Raw genomic sequence first — 23,860 nt, forward strand, 5'->3', positions numbered from 1 at the left:
GGGGAGACGGATCCGCGCGGGCACGGCGCCCGGGACGTCGGTGCAGCAGCGGAGCCGGCCGCCGCCGTGCTCCGATGGATACCCCGCCCCTGGCCGCCGTATCCGGCGGTCTCGCCCCCTGAACAACACCGGCCCCCACCGGCGTTGCCTTCAGGGTACGGACGACGGGGCCCGGTGGAAGGGCTTTCGCGGAACTGATCGCCCTCGGTGGTGCGGGTGTGACGCACAGGCACGGCAGCGACGCACGGGCCGGGTCCGCCGGTACGCGGCCCGGCCGGGGGATCCGGCGCGGGCGCGGCCCGGTCGGGGGCCCCGCCCGTGCGGGGGCGCGTCCGCCTCAGGAGACGCGGTGCGCGCCCGCCGACGGGACCGCCGGGAAGACCCGGGGCGCGGTGAGGGAGCGCTCCTCGAACGCGCCGAGGATCTGCTCGGCCACCGCCGTGGAGGCGGCCGCCTCGGTGAGCACGATCGCCGACCCGCCGAAGCCGCCACCGGTCATCCGGGCGCCCAGCGCCCCGGCCGCCAGCGCGGAGTCCACGACGAGGTCCAGTTCCGGGCAGGAGACCCGGAAGTCGTCGCGCAGCGAGGCGTGGCCCTCGGTGAGGGCGGGCCCGATGGCCCGGAAGTCCCCGGCCTCCGCGAGGCGGGTGACCCGCTGCACCCGGTGGTTCTCGGTGACGACATGGCGCACCAGGGCGCGGACCTCCGCGTCGTCGATCCGCGCGAGGGCGTCCGCGAGGGCCTCGTGGGGCACGTCGCGCAGGGCGGTGACGCGGAGGGCGGCGGCGCCCGCCTCGCAGCCGGCCCGGCGGCGGCCGTACGCGCCCGCGCTGTGCGCGTGCGTGACCCGGGTGTCCACGACGAGGAGTTCCAGGCCGTGCGCGGCGAGGTCGAAGGGGATCTGCCGCCGGGACAGGTCGCGGGCGTCCAGGTGCAGGGCGTGGCCCTCGACGCAGCATGCGGAGGCCGTCTGGTCCATGATCCCGGTCGGCGCGCCCACGTAGGCGTTCTCGGCGCGCCGGCAGAGGAGGGCCAGCGGGCCCCGGTCCAGGCCGAGTTCATAGAGGTCGTTGAGGGCGAGGGCGGTGACGACCTCCAGGGCGGCGGAGGAGGAGAGTCCCGCGCCGGTGGGGACGGTGGAGGTGTAGCGGACCTCCAGTCCGCCGACCCGGTGGCCCGCCTCGGCCAGGGCCCAGACCACGCCCGCCGGGTAGTCGGTCCAGGTGCCGGTGCGGCGGCCGGGCGCGAGGCCGGCGACCCGGAGTTCGACCGGGTCGCCGGGGGCGTCGGCGGAGTGGAGCCGCAGCACGCCGTCGTCACGGCGCGCGGCCGTCGCCACGGTGGTGTGCGGCAGCGCGAAGGGCATCACGAAGCCGTCGTTGTAGTCGGTGTGCTCACCGATCAGATTCACCCTGCCGGGTGCTGCCCACACACCGTCCGTCATGACGCCTCTTCACTCCTGCGAGCGAACGCCCAGGCGTCGGAAACGATGCCGGCCAGGTCGGCGCGGCTCGGTCGCCAGCCCAGGCGGTCCTGGGCGACGGCGCTCGCGGCGACGAGCACCGCGGGGTCGCCGGGGCGGCGCCCGGCGAGGACCTCGGGCACCGGGTGGCCGGTGACCTTGCGGGCGGTCTCGACGACCTCGCGGACCGAGAAGCCGTTGCCGTTGCCGAGGTTGCAGATCAGGTGCTCGCCCGCGGTGGCCGCCTGGAGGGCGAGCAGATGGGCGTCGGCGAGGTCGGCGACATGGATGTAGTCGCGGACACAGGTGCCGTCGGGGGTCGGGTAGTCGTCGCCGTAGACGGAGATGTGCTCACGGCGGCCCAGGGCGACCTGGAGGACGAGGGGGATCAGGTGCGACTCGGGGTCGTGGCGTTCGCCGAGGTCGCCGTAGGCGCCGGCGACGTTGAAGTAGCGCAGGGAGACGGCGGCCAGCCCGTGGGCGGCGGCCTCGGCGCCGATCATGTGGTCGACGGCGAGCTTGGTGGCGCCGTAGGGGCTGGTGGGGGTGGTGGGGTCGGTCTCGGTGATCGGGGTGGAGACCGGTTCGCCGTAGGTGGCCGCGGTGGAGGAGAAGACGAGGGTGCGCACCCCGGCCGCGCGCATGGCGCCGAGCAGGGCCATGGTGCCGCCGACGTTGTTCTCCCAGTACGCCTCGGGCCGGGCGACGGACTCGCCGACCTGGGAGAACGCGGCGAAGTGGAGGACGCCGTCGTAGGAGCCGTCCAGGTGGCGGGCGGCGTCCTGGATGCGGCCCTCGATGAAGCGGGCGCCGGCGGGCACGCCCTCGCGGAAGCCGGTGGACAGGTCGTCGAGGACGACGACCTCGTGGCCGGCCTCCAGCAGATGCTGGGCCACCACACTGCCGACGTATCCCGCTCCGCCGGTGACCAGGTACTTCTTGCTCACTTAACTCGCAACCTCTCGCAGTCGCTCGGCCGCCCTCTCCGGCGGCACGTCGTTGATGAACACGCTCATACCGGACTCGGAACCCGCGAGGAACTTCAGCTTGCCGGAAGTGCGGCGGACGGTGAAAAGCTCGAGATGGAGGGCGAAGTCGTCCCGCCCCTCGCCGGTGAACGGGGCCTGGTGCCAGGCGGCGACATAGGGCGTGGGCGGTTCCCCGGGGCCGAAGATCCGGTCGAAGCGCCGCAGGAGTTCCAGGTAGAGCCGCGGGAACTCGCTGCGCGCGGCCTCGTCCAGGGCCCGCAGGTCGGGCACCCTGCGCCGGGGGTAGAGGTGCACCTCGTAGGGCCAGTGGGCGGCGTAGGGGACGAAGGCGGTCCAGTGCTCGCCCTCGGCGACGACCCGGACGCCGTCGGCGCGTTCGCGTTCCACCACGTCGTCGAAGAGGTTGCGGCCGGTCCCGGCGCGGTGGGCGGCGGCGGAGCGGAGCATCAGCGCGGTGCGCGGGGTGGTGAAGGGGTAGCCGTAGATCTGGCCGTGCGGGTGCTGGAGGGTGACCCCGATCTCGGCGCCCCGGTTCTCGAAGCAGAAGACCTGCTCGACGGCGGGGTCGTGGGCGAGGGCGGCGGTGCGGTCGGTCCAGGCGTCCAGCACGAGCCGGGCCTGTTCCTCGGTGAGGTCGGCGAAGGACGCCTTGTGGTCGGAGGTGAAGCAGACGACCTCGCAGCGGCCCGAGTCGCCGGCCAGGGAGGGGAAGCGGTTCTCGAAGACGGCGACGTCGTAGTCCCCGGCGGGGATCTCGGTGAGCCGGCCGTCGCGTGAGGGGCAGAGCGGGCACTCGTCGGCGGGCGGGTGGTGGGTGCGGCCCTGGCGGTGGGAGGCGACGGCGACGCTGTCGCCGAGCAGGGGGTCGCGGCGGATCTCGGCGGTGGTGGAGACCGGGCCGAGGGGGCGGGTGTCGGCCGCGTCGCGGACGGTGTCGTCCCGCAGGTCGTAGTAGAGCAGCTCCCGCCCGTCGGCGAGCCGGGTCGACGTCCTCTTCACTCGGCGCTCCTCCATCCCCCTTCCCACGCAAGCAAACACAAACAATCACAACCGAACACATGCGGTCAAGCGTCACACTGGTCCAGCGGGACGGGCCGGGCCCGCTCAGCGGGGGCCGGGCCCGCTCAGCGGGACGGGCCGGGCCCGGGTGACGGATATCCGGGGGACGGGTGGCCGGTCGGCGTGTGTCCGGTCGGCGGGGACGCCCCGTACCCCACCCGGTCCAGCAGCCCGGTCCGGGCCGCCAGCGCGGCGGCCTCCAGCCGGGAGCCCACCCCGAGCTTCATCAGCACCCGCTGCACATGGGTGCGTGCCGTGCTGGACGCGATGCCCATGCCGGCCGCGATCAGCCGGGTGTCCTCCCCCTCGGCGACCCGGACCAGCACCTCGACCTCGCGCGGGGTGAGCATCGCCAGCAGCCGCTGCCCCTCGTCGTCCGGCTGCGCCGCCGGGTTCAGCAACTCGGCGAACGCGCCCTGGAGCAGCGCCGGCGCGACCACCGCCTCCCCCGCCCGGGCCTTCACCAGCGCCCGTTCCACGCCCTCGATGCGCTCGTCGTGCCGGACGTAGCCCGAGGCACCGGCCGCGAACGCGGCCGCGATCCCGCGCGGATTCGGCACCGGCCCGAGGACCACCACCGCCACCTGCGGCCGCTCCCGCTTGATCCGCACCACCGGGTCGAAGGCCCCCGGGGCCGCGGGCGCCTGGGTGCCCAGCAGGCACACCTCCGGCGCCCGGGCGACCACCAGTTCGGCGGCCCCCGCGGCGGGCGCGGCGGCGGCCAGCACCCGGTGCCCGCGCAGTTTCAGCGCCGAGGCGAGCGCCTCGGCGAGCAGTCTGTGGTCGTCGACCACGATGAGCCGCACGCCCATCGACCAACCCTCCCCGTCGGAGCAGGCCCCCCGGCCTCCTGACCCGGCAAGCTACACGCTCCGGCGGGTGCGCGGGCCCGGATCACGCAGATGGCCGCGGGCCCGGGCCCCACCGGTGTGCGGTGGGTGCCCGGGCCCGTGGGGGACGCCGGTGGCGAGGCGGTCAGTCCGCGACCGTGAACGCGATCGCGAGGTACTTCTTGCCGAAGGCGGAGTCGTTCTCCCGGGGCTTGCCCAGCAGTTGCTGCGAGATGAAGAGCCGGCCTGCGTGGTAGCGGTACTCGGAACCGTTCTCGGTGAAGCTGGTCTCCGCGTCGCGGACCGAGCGGTCCGCGGGGTTGTCCAGCAGCAGCGTCTCCTTGAAGGTGGCGCCGTCGATCGAGACCACCTGGCCGCCCTTGTTGTACGGCGGCCACTTGTAGACGATCAGGTTGCCGCCGTCCATGCGCAGGGGCAGGGAGTGGTAGCCGTCGCCCGCGTCGGCGCGGTCGGCGGTGGCCTTGCCGGTCCTGAGGTCGAAGGAGACGATCTCGTTGGTCCGGCCGGGGGCGTCGCCGGCGTTCTCGTGCTCGGCGGTGGGCAGGTAGAGCTTGCCGTTGCCGACGAGGACGAACTGGCAGCCCTCCACGCCGTCGCTGGCGGAGCAGCGGGCCAGGTAGTCGTCACCGGAGGCGGCGATCTTGGCGAGCAGCTTGCCGGACTTGGCGTCGATGGAGAAGAAGTCCGAGATGCCGAAGGTACCGGTGTCGCCGACGTCGGCCGCGACGACCAGCGGGTCGCTGGAGACGACCCGGGCGTCCTCCACACCCTCGGGCATCGCGTACGTGGACAGCGGGGTGCCGTTCTCCGGGTTCACCGGCTGGACGACCGCCTTGCGGCTGCCGTAGTCGCCACAGCTGCGGACGGCGACGAGGGCCTTGCCTCCGCCGTAGCCGAGGTCGCGGCACTGCTCGGCGTCGACGGTGGGCTTCCAGCGGACGGCGCCGGTGTTGAGGTCGAACGCGCCGCCGCCGTAGATGCCGCCCGCGGCCACGGTGGTGCCGCTGATGGTGACCTCGTCGAACGGGACCTTGTCGTCACCGCGGGTGGCGCCGGTGATGGACTTGCTCCACTTGAGCTCACCGGTGTCGAGGTTGATGACCCCGACCTCGGTGCACTGCACGAAGTTCTTCTTCTCGGTGCGCTTCTCCGCCTCGAAGACGATGGCGGTGAGGTTGTCCGCGGTCTGGTGGCGGGAGGCCGCACACACCTGGCCGGGCAGCTCGGTCGTCCACAGCACGCTGCCCTTGCCGGCGTCGTAGGCGACGACCGACTCGGCGCCCGGCTTCACGAAGGCCTTGTCGGTGACCCAGGAACCGGGCACCCCCATCAGGTCCTTCCGGGCCGGCTCGGGGAGCTGGTAGGCGACCTTGGCCGAGGTGTTGGCGCCCGGCTTCTCCTTGCCGGGGCCGTCGGGCGCGGGCTCGGCCTCGGGGCCCTCGCCGCCTCCGGAGGCGCCGCCCGAGCTGTTCTTGGCCTCGTCCTTGGTGCCGTCGCCGTCACCGCCGGCGTTGGCGTAGACGACACCGCCCACGACGATGAGCACGATCGCCGCCGCCGCCGCGATGATGATCTTCATCTGGGCGCTCAGCCCGCCCCGGCCGCCACCCCCGCCGCCCTGCGGCTGCATGGGCTGCGTCGGGTAGGTGTACGGCGGCCGGCCCGGGGCGCCGCCCTGCTGCGGGTAGCCGTAGGGCTGGGTCGGCGCGCCCTGCTGCGGATGGCCGTACGGCTGCTGGGCCGGGGGCTGTCCGGCCGGAGCACCGGGCGGGGGCGTCTGCGGCGGCGTCTGCGGGTAGCCGTACGCTCCTGCGCCCTGCGGCGGGGTGGCCGGGCCCGGGTAGCCGTACGAACCGGCGCCCTGGGGCGGCTGGTTCGCGGGCTGCTCCGGCGGCGGGGTGGGGGCGCCGAAGCCGCCCGGGGCCGGTGCGGCCGGTGGCTGCGCGGGCGCGGCCGGGGGCTGGTCGGCGGGCTGCTTGGTGAGCGGGTCCGGAGAGCCGGCCGGGGGCTGCGGCGGCTGGTGGGGAGGCGGGCCGGGCGGCTGGTTCGGCGGGGGCGGCGGGGACTGGTTCATCGGGGTGGGTACCTCGTACGGGATGAAGGAGCGGAGCGGGGACGGGAAGGGGTGAGGCCGACGGGCCGGGGCCCGGACCGGGCACCGGGACCGGTCCGGGGGCGCGGCGGCCCCGGACCGGTCCCGGTGAGGGTCACTCGCCGAAGGCCATCATGGTCTTGGTCTCCAGCTCCTCCTTGTCGTTGCTCGCGCTCACCCGCCCGCTGGCGATGAAGAACCGGCCGTCGGCGTAGGCCATCTTCGGCGAGTAGAAGGAGCTCTCGATCCGCGAGGTCGAGGCGGGGTTCTGGAGCAGCGTTTTCGGGGCCCCGCCGGAGGACGGGATGGTGGCGACGGTGCCGCCGGCGTCGTAGCGGGCGCCCATGTAGACCAGCACCTCGCCGCCCTCCATGCGCAGCGGCGTCATCTGGCGCTCGGCCGGGGCCTTGGAACGCCATGTGGCCTTGCCGGAGTCGAGACTGAAGGCGACGACCTCGTTGGCGGTGCCGTAGCCGGTCTCGGTCGCCATGTAGAAGTTCTTTGCGTCGGCGGCCACACCGGTGCAGCCCTGGAGGTTCTGGCCCCAGACCACGAAGGAACCACCGCAGCGGGGCGCGTACTTGTCCTTGCCGCCGTCGATGGTGGCGCGGGGCCTGCCCTTGTCCGTCAGGGAGATGATGGACCACTTCTTCGGCTCGTTCTGGGTGATCGAGACGACCAGCGGGCTCTGCGAGTAGACCTTGTCGATCTCCCAGCCCACCGGGGTGCTGTACGTCCACCTGGGCTTGCCCGAGGCCGGGTCGATCTCCTGGAGCTGCTGCTTGGGCTTCTTGTAGTCGCTGGTCTTGCAGCTCGCGGCGGCGATGAGCTTCTCACCGCCCGCGAAGGCGCCCGGCTTGCAGTCGCCGGACGGGGTGCCGAAGAGCTGCTTGCCGTCGGTGAGGGAGAAGCCCCAGGAGTTGCTGCCGCCGCCGACCGCGAGGGTGTTGCCGGTGATGGCGAGGGTGTAGTCGGCGAGGGAGGAGAACGGTCCGCCGTCGGGCTTGGGGATGGACTTCTTCCACCCGGCCTTGCCGGTCTTGAGATCGACCATCTGGAGGTCGTTGCACTTGGCCTTGTCGCTCAGGCCGTCCTCGACGCCGAAGACGATCTTGCCGTCCGGGGAGGCGTTCACCGGCGCGGAGCACACCTTGGTGTCGACCGGCACACTCCACTTCTTGCTGCCGTCGGTCACCGAATAGCCCGCGATCTCGCGGTACATGGCCTTGACGACGGTGTCCCCGACGGTCCACAGGCCGTGCACGTCGGAGCCGTTGCGGGGCAGGTCGACGTCGTTCTTCGTGAGGAACAGGACCTTGGACTCGCCGTCCTTGCGGCCCGCGTTGAGGTCCTCGGCGCCACCCTCGGAGTCGCCCTCGCCCTTGCCGTCGCCCTGGTCGACGGTGGCCGAACCGGTCGGCTTCGGGGCCTCGCTGGACTTGCTGACGGCGGGCTTGTCGTCCCCGTCGCCGCTGAAGGCGACGTACGTGCCGCCGCCGATCAGGAGCAGACCCGCGGCCGACGCGGCCACGATGACGCCGGTCTTCCCCTTGAAGAAGCCGCCACCGCCGCCGGACGGCGGGGTCGGCGCGCCCGGGTACTGGGGCTGCGTCGGGTAGCCGTAGGGGCCGGGCTGCTGCCCGTAGGGGCCCGGCTGCTGGCCGTACGGACCGGACTGCTGCGGGCCGTACGGTCCCGGCTGCTGGCCGTACGGGCCCGGCTGGCCCTGCTGCGGATAGCCGTAGCCCTGCGGCGCGGGGGCCGCGCCCTGCGGGTAGCCGTAGCCCTGCTGCGGCGGGGTGCCCGGAGGCGGTCCGGGCGGGGCCGGCGGCATCTGGGGCGGCTGGGCGGGCGGCTGCGGAGGCTGCGCGGGCGGCTGTGCGCCGCCCTGCGGGTCCTGGGGGGCCCCGAAGCCCGGCTGCGGCGGCTGTGTCATGGCGTACTTCTCCTCCGGTCTGCTGCTTCCGGCGCCCCCGTACGGCTCACGCCCCGGGCGCTGCCCGGAAGGTCCCCCACCCCCGTCTGCACCGGCTCGCGGGCGCGGGCGTGCGCCCCCGTCCGGAAGGAGTTGATCGGACTTCTCCGTCGCTTGTGTTCCGTCGCTTCGTGTTCGCGCCGTTTCACGTTCGCGCCGTTCACGTTCGCGCCGTTCACGTTCGCGCCCGGCCGAGGCCGGGCGCGTTTCTTTGTATCACCCGCGACGCAGAACGAGCGGGTTCGGTTCTCCCCTGTTCCCAAGGGAGGACCGGCCCGTGATGCTGTTGTTACGCGCTTTCCACGGCTTCTTTACCGATGCCTTCAGGCCACGGCGCGGGGGGTGGTCCTGGCCACCGGCAGCGCGCTCGGCGCCGTGACGTCCCCGGTCCCGGCCCGCGCGGCGGCTGCCGCCTCCGGGAGGCACCAGAAAGCCGAGGCCACACGGCCCCGGCCCGACGCCTTTCAGGCGTCCTCGGCCAGTTCCAGCCAGCGCGATTCCAACTCCTCGCGTTCGTTCGCGAGTTCACGCAGCTGCGCGTCCAGTTCCGCGACCTTCTCGAAGTCCGTGGCGTTCTCGGCGATGTGCGAGTGGAGGGTGGTCTCCTGGTCGGAGACCTTGTCGAGCCGGCGCTCGATGCGCTGGAGTTCCTTCTTCGCCGCCCGGGAGTCGGCCGCGGACCTCTCCTTGCCGGCCGGACTTCCGCCCGCGGGTGCGGCCGGCGCCGGAGCCGGCGCGGTCGTCTCCGTCATCCGCGCACGGCGCTCCAGGTACTCGTCGATGCCGCGCGGCAGCATGCGCAGGGTGCCGTCGCCGAGGAGGGCGAAGGTCCGGTCGGTGGTGCGCTCCAGGAAGAACCGGTCGTGCGAGATGACGACCATCGAGCCCGGCCAGCCGTCGAGGAGGTCCTCCAGCTGTGTCAGGGTCTCGATGTCGAGGTCGTTGGTGGGCTCGTCGAGGAAGAGGACGTTCGGCTCGTCCATCAGCAGCCGCAGCAGCTGGAGGCGGCGGCGCTCACCGCCGGACAGGTCCCCGACCGGGGTCCACTGCTTCTCCTTGCCGAAGCCGAACTGCTCGCAGAGCTGCCCGGCGGTCATCTCCCGGCCCTTGCCGAGGTCCACGCGGTCGCGCACCTGCTGCACGGCCTCCAGCACCCGCAGGGTCGCGGGCAGTTCGGTGACGTCCTGGGAGAGGTACGCGAGCCGCACGGTCCGGCCGACGACGACCCGCCCGGCGACCGGCTGCGCCTCGCCCTGGGTGCCGGCGGCGTCCGCGAGGGTGCGCAGCAGGGAGGTCTTGCCGGCGCCGTTGACGCCGACGAGGCCGATGCGGTCGCCGGGGCCGAGCTGCCAGGTGAGGTGCTTCAGCAGCACCTTGGGCCCGGCCTGGACGGTGACGTCCTCCAGGTCGAACACCGTCTTCCCGAGCCTGGCCGAGGCGAACTTCATCAGCTCGGAGGTGTCCCGGGGCGGGGGCACGTCGGCGATCAGCTCGTTCGCCGCTTCGATGCGGTAGCGGGGCTTGGAGGTGCGCGCGGGAGCGCCGCGGCGCAGCCAGGCCAGCTCCTTGCGCATCAGGTTCTGGCGCTTGGCCTCCTCCGTGGCGGCGATCCGCTCCCGCTCGGCGCGCGCGAAGACGTAGTCGCTGTAGCCGCCCTCGTACTCGTAGACGTCGCCGCGCTGCACGTCCCACATCCGGGTGCAGACCTGGTCGAGGAACCAGCGGTCGTGGGTGACGCAGACGAGGGCGGAGCGGCGGGCCTGGAGGTGGCCCGCGAGCCAGGCGATGCCCTCGACGTCGAGGTGGTTGGTGGGCTCGTCGAGGACGATCAGGTCCTGCTCCTCGATGAGCAGCTTGGCCAGCGCGATACGGCGGCGCTCGCCGCCGGAGAGCGGGCCGATGACCGTGTCCAGCCCCTGCGGGAAGCCGGCCAGCTCCAGCCCGCCGAACAGCCCGGTGAGGACGTCCCGGACCTTGGCGTCCCCCGCCCACTCGTGGTCGGCCATGTCGCCGATGACCTCGTGCCGGACGGTGGCGGCGGGGTCGAGGGAGTCGTGCTGGGTCAGCACACCGAGCCGCAGCCCGCCGCTCTGGGTGACCCGGCCGGTGTCCGGGTCCTCCAGCTTGGCGAGCATCCGGATGAGGGTGGTCTTGCCGTCGCCGTTCCGTCCGACGACGCCGATGCGGTCGCCTTCGGACACGCCGAGGGACACGCCGTCCAGCAGGGCACGGGTGCCGTACACCTTGGTGACTGCCTCGACATTGACCAGGTTGACGGCCATTTCTCTCCTGCCAGGGGTAACGATCGACCTCCCAGCCTAGTCCCCGCGCGGGGTGCGCCCGGCCGGGGCGGATTCCCGGCCCGGCGGGGAGGGGGCGGGGCCGCTTCGGCGCCCGGCGGGGACGGGTCGGGGCACCGGGGTGGGCTTCCGGCCGGTCGTCGCGCCCCCGGTGCGGACCCCGCGGCCCGCGCGGGCGACCAGGAGCCGTCCGCCGAGGGTCATGGCGACCGCGAGCGGGGCGGTGACCGGCACCGCGATCAGGGTCGCGCTGTGTCCCTCCAGCAGGCCGCCGAAGCCGGTCATCGACAGGCCGAGGACGCCGAAGAGGCTGAGCGCGATCCCGGTGGCGGCGACCGGACCGGTGCCGGGCGGCGGCGGCGCGGCCGGCGCCGCCGACGGACGCTCGAAGCGGCGGAACACCGCGACGAGCAGGCCCGTCAGCACCGCCGCGGCCGCGATCCGCAGGGGCGTCTGCGCCCACCACGCCCCGCTCGCCGGTTCCGGCAGCGCCACTCCGGCGGCGAGGAGCGCCCCGTACACGCCGAGCATCGCGGTCAGATGCCACAGGAACGCGGTCATCGCGATGCCGTTCGCCGCGACGACGGCCCGCCAGATCCGGGCCCGGCGCACCAGGCGTCCGCCCGGGCCGCGCAGCATCTCCACCGCGCCGACCAGCCACAGTCCGTGGCAGAGCAGGGCCAGCGTCGGCGGGGCCATGTTGGAGACCTTCTCGCCGGGCATCCCGACCATCGACAGCGGATACGGCCCGAGGGCGACGAGTGCGGCGGCCCCGGCGAGCCCGGCGGCGGCGAGCACCACCGGCCGGGTGAGCCTGCCGTCGGCGCGCAGGAAGCCGAGCTGGTGGACGGCGAGCCAGACGAAGGCGAAGTTCAGGAACTCCAGGTAGGGCACTCCCGCGCCGAACCGCAGGAGGTCCACCAGGGCCGCCGCCCCGGCGAGCGCGCCGAACGCGCCCCAGCCCCACCGCTCGTGCAGCCGCAGCAGCGGCGGGGTGAAGGCGACCATGGCCAGGTAGATGCCGATGAACCACAGCGGCTGGGTCACCAGACGCAGCGCGACCCCGGTCAACCCGTCTCCACCGCCCAGCAGTTGTACCACCAGCGCCAGGGCGCCCCAGGCCAGGACGAAGACCGTGGTGGGCCCCAGCAGCCGCTGGAGCCGGCCGCGCAGGAAGGCGGCGTACACGGAGCCCTCGGGGTGGCGGCGGCTCAGGGAACGGTAGGAGAGGGCGTGCGAGAAGCCGCCGACGAAGAAGAAGACCGGCATCACCTGGAGCAGCCAGGTCAGGACCTGGAGCTCCGGCACCACGGCGAGGAGGTTGCCCACCCGCGCGTCGCCCCCGTCACGGCCGCCGTCCCGGCCGCCGGTGGTGACGGCGGCCATCAGCCAGTGGCCGCCGACGACGGTCGCGAGGGAGGCGACGCGCAGCAGGTCGACGTAGCGGTCCCGGGTGTCGGGCGTGCTCTCGGCGAGGGCGCGCACGGTGGTGGTCGTCATGCGCCCCACGCTGCCGGGCCGCGCGGGGGCGCCGGCAGCGTTCGGATACTCAGATCGGGGTGAGTACCCACGGGGCGGGGCGGGGCGGGTTGGGGCCGGCGGCCCTCGGCCGGGACCGTTCCGGGCCGGCTCCCGGGGCGGGGCGCGGCGGGCTGGGCGGGTCCGGGGCGGGTCAGCCCGTGACCACCGTGGCGCCCGGCGCCGGGGCGACGGCCGGGCGGGCGGCGCGGCAGGTGCCCGAGGCGTCGAGGGCCGCGGCGACCGACCGGGCCGACTCCGCGTCCTTCACCAGGAACGCGGTCGTCGGTCCGGAGCCCGAGACGAGCGCGGCCAGCGCGCCCGCCGCCGTGCCCGCCGCCAGGGTGTCGGCGAGCGAGGGGCGCAGGGACAGCGCGGCGGGCTGGAGGTCGTTGGCGAGGGAGTCCGCGAGGGCGGCGGTGTCACCGGTGCGCAGGGCGTCCAGCAGTGCGGGCGACGCGACCGGTTCGGGCACGGCGGCCCCCTCGTTCAGCCGGTCGAACTCCCCGTACACGGCGGGTGTGGAGAGGCCGCCGTCGGCCATCGCGAAGACCCAGTGGAAGGTGCCGCGCACCTCCAGCACGGCCAGCCGCTCGCCCCGGCCGGTGCCCAGGGCGGCGCCGCCGACCAGACTGAACGGCACGTCGGAGCCCAGCTCGGCGCAGATGGCGAGGAGTTCGTCCCGGCTGGAGCCGAGGCCCCAGAGGGTGTCGCAGGCGAGGAGGGCGGCCGCGCCGTCGGCGGAACCGCCCGCCATACCGCCGGCGACGGGAATGTCCTTGGCGATGTGGAGGTGGACCGCGGGCTCGATCCCGTGCCGGGCGGCGAGGAGGGCGGCGGCGCGGGCGGCGAGGTTGGTGCGGTCCAGCGGCACCTGGTCGGCGCCCGGGCCGGTGCAGGTGACGGTCAGCGTCTCGGCCGGGGTGGCGGTGACCTCGTCGTAGAGGCCGACGGCGAGGAAGACGTTGGCGAGGTCGTGGTAGCCGTCGGGGCGGGCTCCGCCGACGCCGAGCTGGACGTTGACCTTGGCCGGGACGCGGACCGTCACGCCCGTGCCCGTAGCCGTCCCGCCGCCCGTCGCCGTCACGCCCGTGCCCGTAGCCGTCCCGCCGCCCGTGCCGGCCGTCGTCCGTGCGCTCACTGCTTCGCCTCCGCGATCCGTGCGAACTCCTCCACCGTCAGGGCCTCGCCGCGTGCCTGGGGCGAGATCCCCGCCTTCACCAGCGCCTCCTCGGCCGCCGCGGGTGACCCGGCCCAGCCCGCGAGCGCGGCGCGCAGCGTCTTGCGCCGCTGCGCGAAGGCCGCGTCGACGACGGCGAAGACCTCGTCCTTGCTCGCGCTGGTCGCGAGCGGTTCGGCGCGGCGCACCAGGGAGACGAGGCCGGAGTCGACGTTGGGCGCGGGCCAGAAGACGTTCCGGCCGATGGCCCCGGCGCGCTTGACCTCGGCGTACCAGTTGGCCTTCACCGATGGCACGCCGTACACCTTGTTGCCGGGCGCGGCGGCGAGCCGGTCCGCGACCTCGGCCTGGACCATCACCAGCGTGCGCTCGATGGTCGGGAAGCGGTCGAGCATGTGGAGCAGCACCGGGACGGCGACGTTGTACGGCAGGTTCGCGACGAGCGCGGTGGGCGGCGGTCCGGGCAGTTCCCGGACGTGCATCGCGTCGGAGTGCACGAGCGCGAAGCGGTCGGCCCGGCCGGGCAGCCGCGCGGCCACGGTCGCGGGGAGCGCGGCGGCGAGTACGTCGTCGATCTCGACGGCGACGACCCGGTCAGCGGCCTCCAGCAGCGCCAGGGTCAGCGACCCGAGCCCGGGGCCCACCTCGACGACCGTGTCGGAGGGCTCGACCCCGGCGGTGCGCACGATGCGGCGGACCGTGTTGGCGTCGATGACGAAGTTCTGACCTCGCTGCTTGGTGGGACGTACGCCCAGCGCGGCGGCCAGTTCACGGATGTCGGCGGGGCCGAGCAGGGCGTCGGGATCAGTGGTGCTCACCGATACAGCCTACGGCCGCGGCGTGCGCGCGTACGCCCACGGGGCGGGGGCCTGCCGCGGCCGGTCGGGCGCGGGGTGCGGGGCGAGGCCCTGGCCTGCCCCGCCCGGGCCGGGCGCGGGGGCCCGCCCCGGCAGGGCCCCCGGCCCGCGTCCCGGGGCTGGTTCCCGGCCGGGCCCGCCCCGCCCGGGCCGGGCGCGCGGGGCGCGGGGCGAGGTCCGGGCCTGCTCGGTCGGGCGGGGTGGCGGCCGGCCGAGCCGGGGTACGCGGTGCGGGGTGCCTTACCGAGGGTGCGGCACGGGCTCGCCGCCCCGCGACGCGATACGGCTCGGCGGCACCCCACGACGCGGTCCGGCTCGGCACCCCGCGGGGTGACCGGCCCGGTCCGCGCCCGCCGGGAAGGGGGGCGGGCTCGGCGCCCGGGGCAGGTTCCCGGCCGGGGCCTGCCGCGAGCGCGCCCCGACCCGGGGTGCCCGGCCGTCAGCCGCGCCCCGGCCCAGAGTTGCCCGGGCCCTCAGCCGGCGCCCGCCTGGGCGCGCAGGCGGGCGAGCAGGCTCTCGACGGCGGTGCGGTCCGGGGCGTCCACGGGCGGCGGGGCCGCCGGGCCGGCGCGGCGGATCTCGACCGTCTCGCCGTCGGTCAGGGCGGCGCCTGGCGCGGGGGCGACGGTGTCGTGGGCGGCGACGGTCACGGCCTCCTCCGCGAGGAGTTCGGCGACGTCGTCCGCGAAGGTGCGGACCGTGCGGGAGTCCCCGTCCACCGAGATCCGGACCGCCTTGTCGTCGGCGACGAACGCGGTGGTGCCGCCCGCGAGCACGGCGACGACGAGGGCGCGCGAGACCAGCCGGCCGAACCCGTCCGGCCCCTCGGGCCCGCCGCGCCGCCGCCGGCCGCCTCGGGTCGCCGGGGACCGGACCGCGCGATGCCCGGCCGCCCGGCCGCTCGCGGGGGACCCGGTCGGCTGGGCGGTGACGCGGCCGCCCTCCGGCCCGGGCGGCGGGGACGGTGCGCGTCCCGGCACCGTGACCGGGGCGGACACGGTCGGGTGGGCGGTCGCGCGCACGCCCCCCGCGGCCGGGGCGGGCCGGGGGCCGCCCCGGGCGGTCGGCGCGCCGGGCCGAGCCGCGCGACGCCCGGCCCCGGTCCCCGCGGCCGGCGTCGGCCCGGGTCCCGGTGCGGCCGCGGGCGGCGGGCCAGAGGGCCGGGCAGCAGGTGCCGCCGCCCCGCTCACGTCGAGGTACGGCAGCGTCGGCGCGTACGCGGTCGCGAGGCGCGTGTCCACCAGTGTCGGGGCCGGGGGCGGGGTCAGGGCCGGACCCGGGGGTGCGGGCCGCCGGGCGGGGCCCGGGACCCGGACCGCCACCGTCGGCTGCGCCGCCCGGTGGCGGTCCTGCGCGTCGCCCACTCCGCCCACGTTGCCCACGCCGTTCCGTCAGCCGGCTGATCCCATCGCCCCGATGGGCCCGGACAGTAGTCGACGGCCGGTCACTGTCCAAAGCGGCACGAACACGCACGGTTGCGAGGCACCGCCCCGCGCGCCCCCGCCGCCCGCCCCCGGTCAGTAGTCGAACGCGCGCGCCGTGTTCGCCGCCACCGCCCCCGCGAACGTGTCCTCGTCGAGGCCCTTGACCTCGGCCATGGCCCGGAGGGTGACGGGAATCAGATAGGGCGCGTTGGGCCGCCCCCGGTACGGCACGGGCGTCAGGAACGGCGCGTCCGTCTCGACGAGGACGAGTTCCGTGGGCGCGACGACAAGCGCGTCCCGCAGCGGCTGGGCGTTCTTGAAGGTCACGTTTCCCGCGAAGGACATGAAATACCCCGCGGCCGCACAGATCTCGGCCATCTCCGCGTCGCCGGAATAACAGTGGAAGACGGTGCGCTCCGGCGCACCTTCCTCCGCGAGAATGCGCAGCACATCCGCGTGCGCCTCCCGGTCGTGAATGACGAGCGCTTTTCCGTGGCGTTTCGCGATCTCGATATGCGCGCGGAAAGAGCGTTCCTGGGCGGCGATTCCGTCCGGGCCGGTGCGGAAGAAGTCCAGCCCGGTCTCGCCCACGGCCTTCACCTCGTCGAGCGCGGCGAGCCGGTCGATCTCGGTGAGCGCGTCGTCCAGCGCCGCGTCCCCGCCCGCCTCGCGCGCCCCCTGCCGCGACCACCCTCCCCCAGGCCCAGGGGCCTGGGAGGTGCCCCCATGGTCCCCCAGGACGATCCGGGGCGCCTCGTTCGGGTGCAGGGCGACGGCCGCGTGCACCTGCCGGTGCGCGGCGGCCGTCTCGGCGGCCCAGCGGGAGCCCTTGAGGTCGCAGCCGACCTGGACGACGGTCGTGACACCGACCGCGGCGGCCCGGGCGAGCGCCTCCTCGACGGTGCCGTCCTGCATGTCCAGGTGGGTGTGGGAATCGGCGACCTCCACCCCGAGCGGCTCGGGCAGCGGAGGGGGTGCGGACTTCGAGCTCATGGGCGCGATCCTACGAGGCGCGCCGGGCGCGCCGCTGACGAGCCCCGCACACTCCGCGCACCCGGGACGCCCCGGGGCGCGGGTCACCCGCGGTGCTGGAAGGGGTGCAGGAGGTCGGAGAGGTGCCGCTGCCGGGGCGCCCCGGCGGCCGTATCACCCGACGACGGGTCGCCGCCCCCGGTCTCCTCGCCGCCCTGCCCGCTGCCGGCGCCCTGCACGCCGCTCGGGGTGCCCTGCCCGCTCGCGCCCGGCCCGGTCCCCTGCCCGCCCTGCGCGTCCTGCCCGCCCTGCTCCATGAGGGCCATCACGGACGAGACCCGGCCCGCCCGCATGATCCGCACGACGTGGCCCCCGCAGTTGAGACAGGTGGGGCTGGACAAGGGGGACGGCACGCGCTGCCCGTCGGCCTTGTAGACGACGAACGGCTGCCCCCTGCCGTCGACATGGTGCTCGATGTCGTAGGACTGCTCCCAGCCGTGCCCGCAGCGCATGCAGGCGAACGAATACGCCTCGTGCACCACGGCGGTTCCGGTGGTGCCGGTGGTCTCGCTCATGCCAGCTCCTCTCCACTGTGTCCAGTGGACGCCTTTTCCGGCGGGAGCGCATCGGCGCCTGTCGATTAATGGTGCGGACTTGGGAATTTCCATGCACGAAAGAGCCAGGGCGCGGTCTGCGCTTTACCTTTCACCATAGTCCTTTACGTTCCCTGCCGACTCAAGGGGCCTTTCGATCCGCGTTCTTTGCCGCCACGACGGCATCGAACACCTCGCGCTTGGGCAGGCCCGCCTCGGCGGCCACCGCCGCGATCGCCTCCTTGCGCCGCTCCCCCGCCTCCTCGCGCACCCGCACCCTGCGCACCAGTTCCCCGGCGTCCACCTCACCGGGCGCGGGCTCGGGGGCGCCCTCGACGACGACGGTGATCTCCCCGCGCACGCCCTCGGCGGCCCAGGCGGCGAGTTCGCCGAGGCCGCCGCGCCGGACCTCCTCGTACGTCTTGGTCAGCTCACGGCAGACGGCGGCGCGCCGCTCGGCGCCGAAGACCTCGGCCATCGCGGCGAGGGTGTCGTCGAGGCGGTGCGGGGCCTCGAAGTAGACGAGGGTGCGGCGCTCGGCGGCGACCTCGCGCAGCCGGCCGAGGCGTTCGCCCGCCTTACGGGGCAGGAAGCCCTCGAAGCAGAAGCGGTCCACGGGCAGCCCGGAGAGCGCGAGGGCGGTCAGCACGGCGGACGGCCCGGGGACGGCGGTGATCGGGACGTCCCGCTCGACGGCGGCGGCGACCAGCCGGTAGCCGGGGTCCGAGACGGACGGCATGCCCGCGTCCGTCACCAGGAGCACCCGCGCGCCGCCGACCAGCGCGTCGACCAGTTCGGGGGTGCGGGCGGACTCGTTGCCCTCGAAGTAGGAGACGACCCGGCCGGTGGTCTGCACCCCGAGGGCCTGGGTGAGGCGGCGCAGCCGCCGGGTGTCCTCCGCGGCGACGACGTCCGCGCCCGCGAGTTCGGCGGCGAGCCGGGGCGGGGCGTCGGCGACGTCGCCGATGGGGGTGCCTGCGAGGACGAGGGTGCCGGGCTTGGAAGTCACCCGGCCATCCTCCCAGGCGGCCACGGCACCCACGCGCCCGTCCCGTCGCCGGGGCTCGCGCCGGCGCACCCCGGCACGACGCCCGCACATCCCGCCCCCGCGTCCGTGCCCGCCACGCGCCCCGCCCGCAGCCGCGTTCCCTACGATGGCGCGGTGACCAGTACCGCGCCACAGACCATCGAGGGCAGGGACGCCGGGCAACCGCCGCCCGACCGGCTGCGCAGGCTGCGCCGCTTCGGCTACGCCGCGCCGCCCGTGACCGGCCTGCGCGACCGCCTCGTCCCGCCCTACACGCGCCCCACCCCCGCCTTCTGGCAGGTCTTCGGCGTCCGGCGCGGCGACGGGGACCGGCTGGCCGCGGTCGCCGCGTGGGCGGGTCCGCTGCTGGTGGCGCTGGTCGCGGGTGTGCTCCGGTTCTGGAACCTGGGCAAGCCCCACGCGGTGATATTCGACGAGACGTACTACGCCAAGGACGCCTGGGCGCTGATCAACCAGGGGTACGAGGGAAGCTGGCCGAAGGACGTCGACAAGACGATTCTGCGGGACGGCTCGGCCGTGCTGCCGCCCGTCGACCCCGGGTACGTGGTCCATCCCCCGGTCGGCAAGTGGGTCATCGGCATCGGGGAGAAGCTCTTCGACTTCACGCCGTTCGGCTGGCGCTTCATGGTGGCGGTGCTCGGCACCCTCTCGGTGCTGATGCTCTGCCGCATCGGCCGCCGGCTGTTCCGCTCCACCTTCCTCGGCTGCCTCGCGGGCCTGCTGCTCGCCGTGGACGGTCTGCACTTCGTGATGAGCCGCACCGCCCTGCTCGACCTGGTGCTGATGTTCTTCGTGCTGGCCGCGTTCGGCGCGCTGCTGCTGGACCGGGACCGGACCCGGAGGCGGATGGCGGACGCGCTGCCGGTGGACGACGAGGGGGTGCTGCGCCCGGACGCGCGGATCGCGCAATCCCTGCGGATGGGCCCGCGGCCCTGGCGGCTGGCGGCGGGCGTGCTGCTGGGCCTGGCGGCCGGCACCAAGTGGAACGGCCTGTTCGTCATGGCCGCGTTCTGTGTGATGAGCGTGCTGTGGGACGTCGGCATGCGCCGCACCGCGGGCGCGGTCCGCCCGTACGCGGCGGTGCTGCGCCGTGACCTCGTCCCGGCGTTCGTCTCGACGGTCCCGGTCGCGCTGGTCACCTACCTGGCGACGTGGACGGGCTGGATCGTCACCGACAAGGGCTACCACCGGCAGTGGGCGAGCACCGGGCCCGGCCGGGACAGCTCCTGGGGCCGGCTGTTCCCGGACTGGCTGCGCAGCCTGTGGCACTACGAGGCGCAGGTGCTGGACTTCCACGTGGGCCTGACGGACGGGCACACCTACGAGTCCAACCCGTGGAGCTGGCTGGTGATGGGCCGGCCGGTCTCGTACTACTACGAGGACGTACAGCCGGGCCGCGACGGCTGCCCGGCGGGCACGGTCGACAAGTGCGCGAGCGAGGTCCTGGCGCTGGGGACGCCGCTGCTGTGGTGGGCGGGGTGCTTCGCCCTCGCATACGTCGCCTGGCGCTGGCTCTTCCGCCGCGACTGGCGCGCGGGCGCGATCCTGTGCGCGTTCCTCGCGGGCTGGGCGCCGTGGCTGCACTACCAGGAGCGCACGATCTTCGTGTTCTACGCGGTGGTGTTCGTGCCGTTCCTCTGCCTCGCGGTCGCCATGATGATCGGCGCGATCCTGGGCCCGCCCGGCTCGGACGAACGCCGCCGGGCGGTGGGCGCGATCGGGGCGGGGGTGCTGGTGCTGCTGATCGTCTGGAACTTCATCTACTTCCACCCGCTCTACACGGGCGCGCCGATCCCGCTGGACGACTGGCGCAACCGGATGTGGCTGGACACCTGGGTGTAGACCGCCGCCCGCCACACGAACCGGGCTCGGCCCGGGGCTCACCGGCCCGGGCCGGGCCCGGTTCGTCTCCGGCTGAACCGCCGCGCGAGCGGCGTCCCCGCGTCGGACCGTTCAGACCTTCCCGCCGCGGATCACGGCTGCTCGTTGTGGTGGGGCTCGTCGCCCCCGGTCGTCACCAGCGGCGGGATCGTCTCCCCGACTCCCATGGGGCCCCGGTCTGCCCCCTGTGACATGGTGGTCGCTGTCCACCCTAGGGAAGCGAGGGGTCCCAGATGGCCGAGAACGCCCGGCAGATCGCCGACAGGCTGCGGGAGGAGATCCGCTCGGGCGAGCTGGCTCCCGGAGCCCGGCTGCCCGGCGAACCGGCCCTGGTGCGCGAGTACGGCGTCGCCAAGGAGACGGCCCGCCGGGCGCTGACCCTGCTGGTGACGGAGGGGCTTGCCGTGCGGCGGCGGGGCAGCGGCACGTATGTGCGTGAGTTCCGTCCGATCCGGCGGGCGGCCGGACGGCGCCTCGCGGAGGACGGCTGGGCGGCGGGCCGGTCCGTCTGGGCGACCGACCTCGGGGACCGCCCGCTGAGCGTCACCGGTCTCGACGTCCGCGAGCTTCCCGCTCCCGCCCACGTCGCGCGCGTTCTCGGCCTGGACGAGGGCACGCCCGTCGTCGTGCGGGACCGGCTCTTCGTCGTGGAGGACGAACCGGTCCAGCACGCGGTCTCCTACCTCCCCGCCGCCCTCGTCCGGGACTCCGCCATCGCCCGGCCCGACACCGGTCCGGGCGGCACCTACGCGCGCCTGGCCGAACTGGGCCTGAAGCCCGTGCGGTTCACGGAGGAGCTGCGCGCCCGGATGCCGAGCCGGGAGGAGTCCGAGCGCCTGCGGCTGGCCGAGGCCACCCCGGTCGTGGAGATCTGCCGCACCGCCTTCACGGTGGACGACCGCCCGGTGGAGATGAACCGGATGCTGCTCGACGCGGGTGTCTACGTCCTGGAGTACCAGGTCAGCGGCTGACCCCCACCCTCTTCCGTCACGCACAGCTCACGACCGAACACGTTTCGATTGACCTCCCTAGGGAGATACCCCTATAACTTCCCTAGGGAGAAATTCTGGGGCGTCTGTCGCTTGTGCGACCTCGCGCGCCCGGAACCAGCGACGCGGAGGTGGCCCGATGGAAAGGGAAGCGGCGGCAGACGGCTCGGTCGTGGTGTGCCGGTGGGCGCGCGACCGGCGGAGTGCGGGCCGGGCGCGGGCCGCGTTACGGAAGTCGCTCGCCGAGTGGGGGCTGAGCGCGATCGAGGACAGGGCCGTGCTCGTGCTGTCGGAGCTGGTCACCAACGCGGTGCTGCACGGCGGACCTCCCGGCCGGGAGGTCGAGACGCGGTGGTCGCCGACGGCGGAGGGCCTGCGCGTCGAGGTGCACGACGCGGGCGACGGCCGGCCCGAACTGCGCGCCCCGGAGCCGGACTCCGAGGGCGGGCGAGGTCTGCACCTCGTCGCCGCCCTTGCGCACCGCTGGGCGGTCGGCGAACGGTGCGGGCCGGGGAAGGTGGTCTGGGCAGAGGTGCACGCACAGGAACCGGACAGCCGTGGCCGGAACGGGTCCGGTCGCGTCCCGGTCGGATAACGGGGGACCCCGGGCGCCACGGGTGTCCCGTAGGGTGCGGCCGTACGCGCTTTCTTGAACGTGTTCACAGGGAACGGTCACGGCGGCGCGGCGCACGCACTCTGGGGAGGGGGCTGCACAGTCATGCGCAGCGGAGCGAAAGTCGCCGTCGTGGGCGGCGTGTTCGCCGTGGTGGCGACCGGTGTCGGGTACGCGGGGTGGAACCTCTTCGAGGGGATGACCGGCGGCGGGGACGGGCAGGTGTCCACGCGGTCCGCCCCCGCGCCGAGGAAGACCGGGCCGCCGGACGCCGGGGAGATCGAGGCGACCGCCAAGGGCTTCCTCGCCGCGTGGGCCGCCGGGGACGGACCGAAGGCCGCGCAGCTCACCAACAACGCGGCCGCCGCCGAGCCGCTGCTCAGCGGGTACGCGGCGGAGGCGCACATCACCGAGGCGGTGATCACGCCCGGGCAGGCGACGGGCGCGCAGGTGCCGTTCACGGTGAAGGCGACCGTCGCCTATGAGGGCGTGAGCGAGCCGCTCACGTACTCCTCCTCGCTGACCGTCGTCCGCGGGCTCACCACCGGCCGGGCGCTGGTGGACTGGAAGCCGTCCGTGGTGCACCCGGAACTCGGCGAGGGAACGTCACTGCGGACCTCCGAGTCGGCCGCGCCGCCGATCAAGGCGGTCGACCGGAACGGCGTCGAGCTGACGAAGGAGAAGTTCCCCTCCCTCGGCGGGGTCCTGGACGAGCTGCGGGAGAAGTACGGCGCCGCGGCGGGCGGGACCGCCGGTGTCGAGCTGGTGGTCACCTCCGCCGACGGCAGCCGCCCGGACAAGCCCCTGCTCACACTGACGAAGGGCGAGCCGGGCCGGGTCGAGACCTACCTGGACGCGGGGGTGCAGGCCGCCGCCGAGCAGGCGGTGAAACGGTACGCCAAGGCGTCCGTCGTCGCTGTGGAGCCCAGCACCGGGCGCATCCGGGCCGTCGCCAACAACCCGGGAGGCGGCTTCAACACCGCGCTCCAGGGCGGCCAGGCACCCGGCTCCACGATGAAGATCGTGACGGCGGCGATGATGCTGGACCGGGGGCTGGTCCGGGGCGCCGACTCGCCCGTCGAATGCCCGCCGACCGTCACCTGGGAGCGCGAGTTCCAGAACCTCGACAAGTTCGAGGTCCCGAACGCGACGCTGCGCAGCGCCTTCGCCCGCTCCTGCAACACCACCTTCATCAAGCCGGTGAAGCCGCTCGGATCCGGGGCCTCCGGCACGGCGCTGGGCGAGACCGCGCGGAAGTACTTCGGCATCGGGCTGGAGTGGCGCTCCGGCGTGGTGACCCGGGACGGCTCCGTGCCGGCCTCCACCGGCTCGGAGACCGCCGCGTCCTACATCGGTCAGGGCCGCATCCAGATGAACGCGCTCAACATGGCGTCCATCGCGGCCACCGTGAAGAACGGCGGCTTCCGCCAGCCCGTGATCGTCCCGCAGTCCCTCGACGGCCGCGAACTGGCCACCGCACAGCCGCTGCCGGCCGGTACCGCGGCCACCCTGCGGCAGCTGATGCAGGCGGCCGCGACCGGCAACGGGACGGGTGCCCGGGCGATGGCCTCCGTCGCCGGGGTGAAGGGCGCGAAGACCGGATCGGCGGAGGTGGACGGCCAGGGCGACTCCAACGCCTGGTTCACCGGCTACGCGGGCGACCTCGCGGCGGCGGCCGTGGTGACGGCGGGCGGGCACGGCGGCGACGCGGCGGGCGACGCGGTGGCGACGGTCCTCCGGGCGCGGTGAGCCCGTGCGGGCGGGAGCGGTCACGGTAGGAAGCACGGCTCCGCCCCGCACCCCGTGAACCCTGTGACCCCCGTGCACCCCGTGAACCCCGTGAACCGGTCCGGCACCCACCGCGTCCCTCCCCGCATGGGCAGCACACGGAGAACCGACGGCACCGCCCCCGGGGAGCGCGCCACCACGACACGAACCACCCCGGCGGCCACGACCACCCCGACGGCAGCAACCGCCCCCGGCGCGACGCGCGGCCCGCGCGCCCCCGGCGGGAAGGGCAGCCGCGCGCCCCGCGCCCGGGCCGCCCTCGCGCGCCG

Annotated in this window: 18 protein-coding genes; 4 read left to right on the forward strand and 14 right to left on the reverse strand. The window is 74.6% G+C overall.

Annotated features, from left to right (window positions below; all coding sequences use genetic code 11):
• Window positions 1-337: 337 nt before the first annotated feature.
• The 14 genes from galK to rsmI form a co-directional block, all read right to left on the reverse strand.
• Window positions 338-1,444, reverse strand: a complete 1,107-nt coding sequence (gene galK, locus C593_RS0108560) for a galactokinase (RefSeq protein WP_018846884.1) — start codon at window positions 1,442-1,444, stop codon at window positions 338-340.
• Entirely contained in the window at window positions 1,441-2,409 is a 969-nt protein-coding gene (galE, locus tag C593_RS0108565) for a UDP-glucose 4-epimerase GalE (protein WP_018846885.1), read from the reverse strand. The genes galK and galE overlap by 4 nt, the downstream gene beginning before the upstream one ends.
• Window positions 2,410-3,450, reverse strand: a complete 1,041-nt coding sequence (galT, locus tag C593_RS0108570) for a galactose-1-phosphate uridylyltransferase (protein WP_018846886.1) — start codon at window positions 3,448-3,450, stop codon at window positions 2,410-2,412.
• Between the two features lie 125 nt (window positions 3,451-3,575).
• Window positions 3,576-4,322: a response regulator transcription factor gene (locus C593_RS0108575; RefSeq protein WP_018846887.1), complete on the reverse strand. Its 747-nt coding sequence runs from the start codon at window positions 4,320-4,322 to the stop codon at window positions 3,576-3,578.
• A 163-nt stretch (window positions 4,323-4,485) separates the two neighbouring features.
• The gene (locus C593_RS0108580; RefSeq protein WP_018846888.1) at window positions 4,486-6,435 is read right to left on the reverse strand and encodes an outer membrane protein assembly factor BamB family protein; all 1,950 of its coding nucleotides are present in this window, start codon (window positions 6,433-6,435) and stop codon (window positions 4,486-4,488) included.
• Window positions 6,436-6,568: 133 nt separating this feature from the next.
• Window positions 6,569-8,389 carry an outer membrane protein assembly factor BamB family protein gene (locus C593_RS0108585; RefSeq protein ID WP_018846889.1) on the reverse strand — a complete coding sequence of 607 codons (1,821 nt, stop codon included), beginning with the start codon at window positions 8,387-8,389 and terminating at the stop codon, window positions 6,569-6,571.
• A 503-nt stretch (window positions 8,390-8,892) separates the two neighbouring features.
• A complete protein-coding gene (locus tag C593_RS0108595) occupies window positions 8,893-10,710 on the reverse strand; it encodes an ABC-F family ATP-binding cassette domain-containing protein (protein WP_018846891.1) in 1,818 nt (605 codons plus the stop codon).
• 36 nt (window positions 10,711-10,746) lie between these two features.
• The gene (locus C593_RS0108600; RefSeq protein ID WP_018846892.1) at window positions 10,747-12,228 is read right to left on the reverse strand and encodes an acyltransferase family protein; all 1,482 of its coding nucleotides are present in this window, start codon (window positions 12,226-12,228) and stop codon (window positions 10,747-10,749) included.
• Window positions 12,229-12,400: 172 nt separating this feature from the next.
• Window positions 12,401-13,294: a 4-(cytidine 5'-diphospho)-2-C-methyl-D-erythritol kinase gene (locus C593_RS0108605; protein WP_018846893.1), complete on the reverse strand. Its 894-nt coding sequence runs from the start codon at window positions 13,292-13,294 to the stop codon at window positions 12,401-12,403.
• An 89-nt stretch (window positions 13,295-13,383) separates the two neighbouring features.
• Window positions 13,384-14,244, reverse strand: coding sequence for a 16S rRNA (adenine(1518)-N(6)/adenine(1519)-N(6))-dimethyltransferase RsmA (gene rsmA / locus C593_RS0108610; protein ID WP_018846894.1), 861 nt, complete (start codon window positions 14,242-14,244; stop codon window positions 13,384-13,386).
• A gap of 512 nt (window positions 14,245-14,756) precedes the next feature.
• A complete protein-coding gene (locus tag C593_RS31425) occupies window positions 14,757-15,305 on the reverse strand; it encodes a ubiquitin-like domain-containing protein (protein ID WP_078521337.1) in 549 nt (182 codons plus the stop codon).
• 495 nt (window positions 15,306-15,800) lie between these two features.
• A complete protein-coding gene (locus C593_RS0108620) occupies window positions 15,801-16,700 on the reverse strand; it encodes a TatD family hydrolase (protein WP_018846896.1) in 900 nt (299 codons plus the stop codon).
• A gap of 83 nt (window positions 16,701-16,783) precedes the next feature.
• A complete protein-coding gene (locus tag C593_RS0108625) occupies window positions 16,784-17,254 on the reverse strand; it encodes a hypothetical protein (RefSeq protein ID WP_018846897.1) in 471 nt (156 codons plus the stop codon).
• Between the two features lie 160 nt (window positions 17,255-17,414).
• Window positions 17,415-18,281, reverse strand: a complete 867-nt coding sequence (gene rsmI, locus C593_RS0108630) for a 16S rRNA (cytidine(1402)-2'-O)-methyltransferase (protein ID WP_026277492.1) — start codon at window positions 18,279-18,281, stop codon at window positions 17,415-17,417.
• Between the two features lie 153 nt (window positions 18,282-18,434).
• Here rsmI and C593_RS0108635 point away from each other — a divergent pair, with 153 nt between their 5' ends.
• From C593_RS0108635 to C593_RS0108650, 4 genes are all read left to right on the forward strand, one after another.
• Window positions 18,435-20,162: a phospholipid carrier-dependent glycosyltransferase gene (locus tag C593_RS0108635; protein ID WP_018846899.1), complete on the forward strand. Its 1,728-nt coding sequence runs from the start codon at window positions 18,435-18,437 to the stop codon at window positions 20,160-20,162.
• Between the two features lie 272 nt (window positions 20,163-20,434).
• Window positions 20,435-21,172, forward strand: coding sequence for a GntR family transcriptional regulator (locus C593_RS0108640; protein ID WP_018846900.1), 738 nt, complete (start codon window positions 20,435-20,437; stop codon window positions 21,170-21,172).
• A 157-nt stretch (window positions 21,173-21,329) separates the two neighbouring features.
• Entirely contained in the window at window positions 21,330-21,785 is a 456-nt protein-coding gene (locus C593_RS29100) for an ATP-binding protein (protein WP_018846901.1), read from the forward strand.
• Between the two features lie 123 nt (window positions 21,786-21,908).
• Window positions 21,909-23,552, forward strand: a complete 1,644-nt coding sequence (locus tag C593_RS0108650) for a penicillin-binding transpeptidase domain-containing protein (RefSeq protein ID WP_026277493.1) — start codon at window positions 21,909-21,911, stop codon at window positions 23,550-23,552.
• Window positions 23,553-23,860 lie beyond the last annotated feature (308 nt).

The sequence above is a fragment of the Streptomyces sp. CNT372 genome, assembly GCF_000377145.1.